Origin of the sequence: Streptomyces sp. NPDC101234 (assembly GCF_044767525.1) — a bacterium.
GTDB lineage: Bacteria > Actinomycetota > Actinomycetes > Streptomycetales > Streptomycetaceae > Streptomyces > Streptomyces sasae.
In genome coordinates this window covers 1-3,145 of the sequence record NZ_JBIWOA010000107.1, presented here as the reverse complement: position 1 = coordinate 3,145, position 3,145 = coordinate 1, and the positions used below count along the sequence as shown (strand labels likewise).

Genomic DNA, 3,145 nt, shown 5'->3' with positions numbered 1-3,145 from the left:
GCACCTGCACCACCTGCCACCAACCCCTGCCCAGAACAACCCCCACCAGCCAGAACCCGAGAGCCAGAGCAACTTAACGGAGTCCTACTAGTGCCTTCAGGGCTTGTTGCGTGATGTTGTGCTGCCCCATGCTCACGGCGGCGCCGAGCGTGTCCACCACCACGGCAACCGCGGCCGGGTCACCGAGCACGGCCAGCGCGGAAAGGATCGCGTTGGCGCTCATCCCGTTCCGTTGCCGGGAGAGGTCGATCCGGCGCAGGTGGTCGCAGAGCCGGGGCACCAACTCGTTTGCTGCCTGCGGCAGATGCCCGGCGACCTGGATCGCACGCCAGACGTCGGCGTCGCTGTCCAGCGCGGCCAGCAGGCTCGGCAGCGCGCGTGCGTCGCCGAGGCGCGCCAGGGCCCGGACAGTTTCCTGGTGGCTTCTGCGCAGCAGCGCCTGGGGGGTGGCCCATACGTGAGGGCCGTGTGCCGTGCGTTGTGCCTCGATGTGCGCGGCGAGTGCCTCCCTGGCCGGGGCGGCGATCGGGTGGCAGGTCTCCAGGACGGCCGCGGCCTCGGCGGCGACCTCCTGGTCGTCGGTGGTGAGCTGGTCAGCGACCAGCAGGAGGAGGCGGGTGTGGTCCCCGCGCCAGGTGCGCATCAGCTCCCCGCTCATACGAACCGCGTCCAGGCGCGAGCCGGGGTCGGGGCTGCTCAGCTGCTCGGCCAGGACCACGGTACGCTCTGGCACCCGGGCGCCCAGGGCTTCGTGGAACGAGCGCAGCAGGATGGTGGTCGGTGCGTACACGCGCGTGCGCCGGTCGAGGTCCTCGAAGGCGGCGACGATCTGGGGCGCAACTCCGGGGGTGGGTGCCGCCGGGCGGCTGGGAGCCGGTGCGATCCGCCGCACGGGTATGGCATGAGCGCTCTCGCGCAGCAGGCCGACGGCAGTCGGCACTACGTCCTCGCCGATCTCGTCCGGGGCGCAGCGGACCCGCTGGACCACGGCCGCGAGCCGGGTCACCGGGCCCTGAGCCGGGTCGGCGGCGAGCCTGCCAAGCCAGTCCATCACCTGCTCTGCGGCCGCAGGCAGGCGCAGTGCGAGGGCGGCCGCCGCCTCCACGATCCGCAGCCGCGCCGCGACGGCTTGCTCGGCGGCCAGCCGCTCGCGCAGCACGGCGGCGGCCCGGTCGGTGTCGTCGAGGAAGAGCCCGAGCCCGGGAATCGCGGCCAGGCGCACGTCCGGGTCGGCGTCGCGGGCGAGTTCGGCGAACTCCGCACCCCGCTCGCGCAGGAAGGCGACGGCCTGCGCGCAGCCTGTCGGGGGGTAGTACTCGATCTCGGTGCCGTCGTCCTCGAAGCCCCGGTCGAGGGACTCCCTGCCGATGCTGACCACCAGCGCGACCACGGCGGCCCGGTCGGGTGTGACGCCGTCGGCGGCCAGCTCGAACAGGAAGGGCAGACTGGCTGCCGTGGACGGGTACACGTCGCCCTGGTGGTGAACCGCACCGTGGAAACGGTCGAGAGCCTTGCTGCGTTCCCCGGCGTCCGGGGAACGCAGCGCCCACAGCAGCGCCGGCACATCCTCGGCCGAGCCGTACGCGTGCTCCATCGACGCCCAGTCGATGTCATGAAGTCCGTCGAACATGATCCGAACCATGCCAGGCACCACTGACAACAGAAGCCGTTCCCGGTGGGAGCAATTGAAGGCGAGAGCCGTCCCGTTGGCATCCGACGGCCCGGAGAACGGGACGATCACGCTCAGGCGAGGGACAGTTCGCCTATGTGTGCTGTCCGGCGAGGGGACGCCTTCACGTCTCGGCGTGGCGGAACTTACGGTTTGTGGGTCACCCAGAGCAGTTCCGCCGGCCAGCGGTGTGCCCAGTCGGGAGGGTCGGTTTCGTTGTAGCCGTTGGGTGTTCCCGGTTCGGGCCGCGGCTCGATGAGGTCGTCGATGACGAGACCCGCGCCGCGCAGGACCTTGACCCAGTCGCCGTAGGTGAGTTGATAGCTGGTTGCGCCGTCGTCCTCTGCGATGGTGTTCAGCCCGAAGTAGTCCTGCTGCAGCGTCGTGGTCACGCGGCTGGCGGCTTCGTCGTAGCAAGCTTCGAACCATGGGCTGGCGACGTTGAACACCAGGCGCCCGCCTCGGCCCAGGACGCGTGCGGCTTGCGGGACGGCCAGGTGCGGGGGCGCCCAGCTGAGCCCACCGAAGTCGCAGAACACCAGGTCGAAGCTCTCTGCGGCGAAGGGGAGTTGTTCGGCGGCGCCTTGCACCAGCGGGTAGCGGGCCGCTCCCATCGCGCGTGCCGCTGCGGCGAGTTGGGCTTCGGACAGGTCGAGCCCGACCACGGTGGCGCCCTCGGCGGCGAGCGCCCTGGACCACTGGCCGGCGCCGCAGCCGAGTTCGAGGACGCGCTTGCCGGTGACGTCGCCCAGGGCGTGCAGGTGCGCGTCGGGGATGGAGTACATGCCCCACAGCCGGGGTGCGGCGCCGATTTGCGGGTCGTGCCTGTGCTGGTAGGCGCTGCTGATCCGGTTCCAGAGCCGCCTGTTGGCGGGGATGCTGTCCACGCGCCGACTCCAGCACTGCCTGCCGGGGGCGGTCAACACGATTAGGGCACTGGCCGGCCCTCGCCTCGGTCCGGCCCTGGCTCGGCCCATGATCCACCGGACGAGCCCTGGCCGCCGGCCGTCATCCGCCTTGGTGGCAAGAAGGAGCGGCGATGTCGACGCCGCCCGCAAAGGCCACCCGTCCACCGGTCCGGGACCGGCGCCGGCGCGAGATGGATCTCGGTCCCGACCGTGCGTGCCGCATCGAAAAGGGTCTGCAGCGTCTCCACGGTCGCAAGGCCCACGCCGTGTCTGATGGCTCTTGGACGATGTGTCTCCGAGCCAGATGACGATCACTGCAACGGCCAGGGTGCCGTCGAAGATGTAGTCGCGCTGTGCGTAGCTGCCGGCCACCGCCCGGTACTGCTTCCCCTTGGTGACGCACCGCTCGACGGCACTGCGGCGGTACTAGAGGGCGTCTGACAAGCCTGTCAGCGGGCAAGTTGCCTGGTAATGGGGTGGTGGTGCACTTTCGGGGGCTGGGGTGTGCGGGCTGCGTACCCGTTACTCGACGGATCTGTCCGATCCTGAGTGGGAGATCCTCCGTCCG

General features: G+C 70.6%; 2 protein-coding genes. Both read right to left on the bottom strand.

The genetic code is table 11. The annotated features are described in order from the left end of the window. Positions 1-73: 73 nt before the first annotated feature. Complete coding sequence (locus tag ACIRR9_RS55910) at positions 74-1,630, bottom strand: HEAT repeat domain-containing protein (RefSeq protein WP_403769800.1); 1,557 nt, start codon at positions 1,628-1,630, stop codon at positions 74-76. Positions 1,631-1,815: 185 nt separating this feature from the next. Further along, a complete protein-coding gene (locus ACIRR9_RS55905) occupies positions 1,816-2,556 on the bottom strand; it encodes a class I SAM-dependent methyltransferase (protein WP_403769797.1) in 741 nt (246 codons plus the stop codon). Positions 2,557-3,145: the final 589 nt, after the last annotated feature.

Excerpts from the sequence above, each read along its gene's own strand:
- ACIRR9_RS55910 (WP_403769800.1), bottom strand. The coding sequence starts at position 1,630 with ATGTTCGACGGACTTCATGACATCGACTGGGCGTCGATGGAGCACGCG.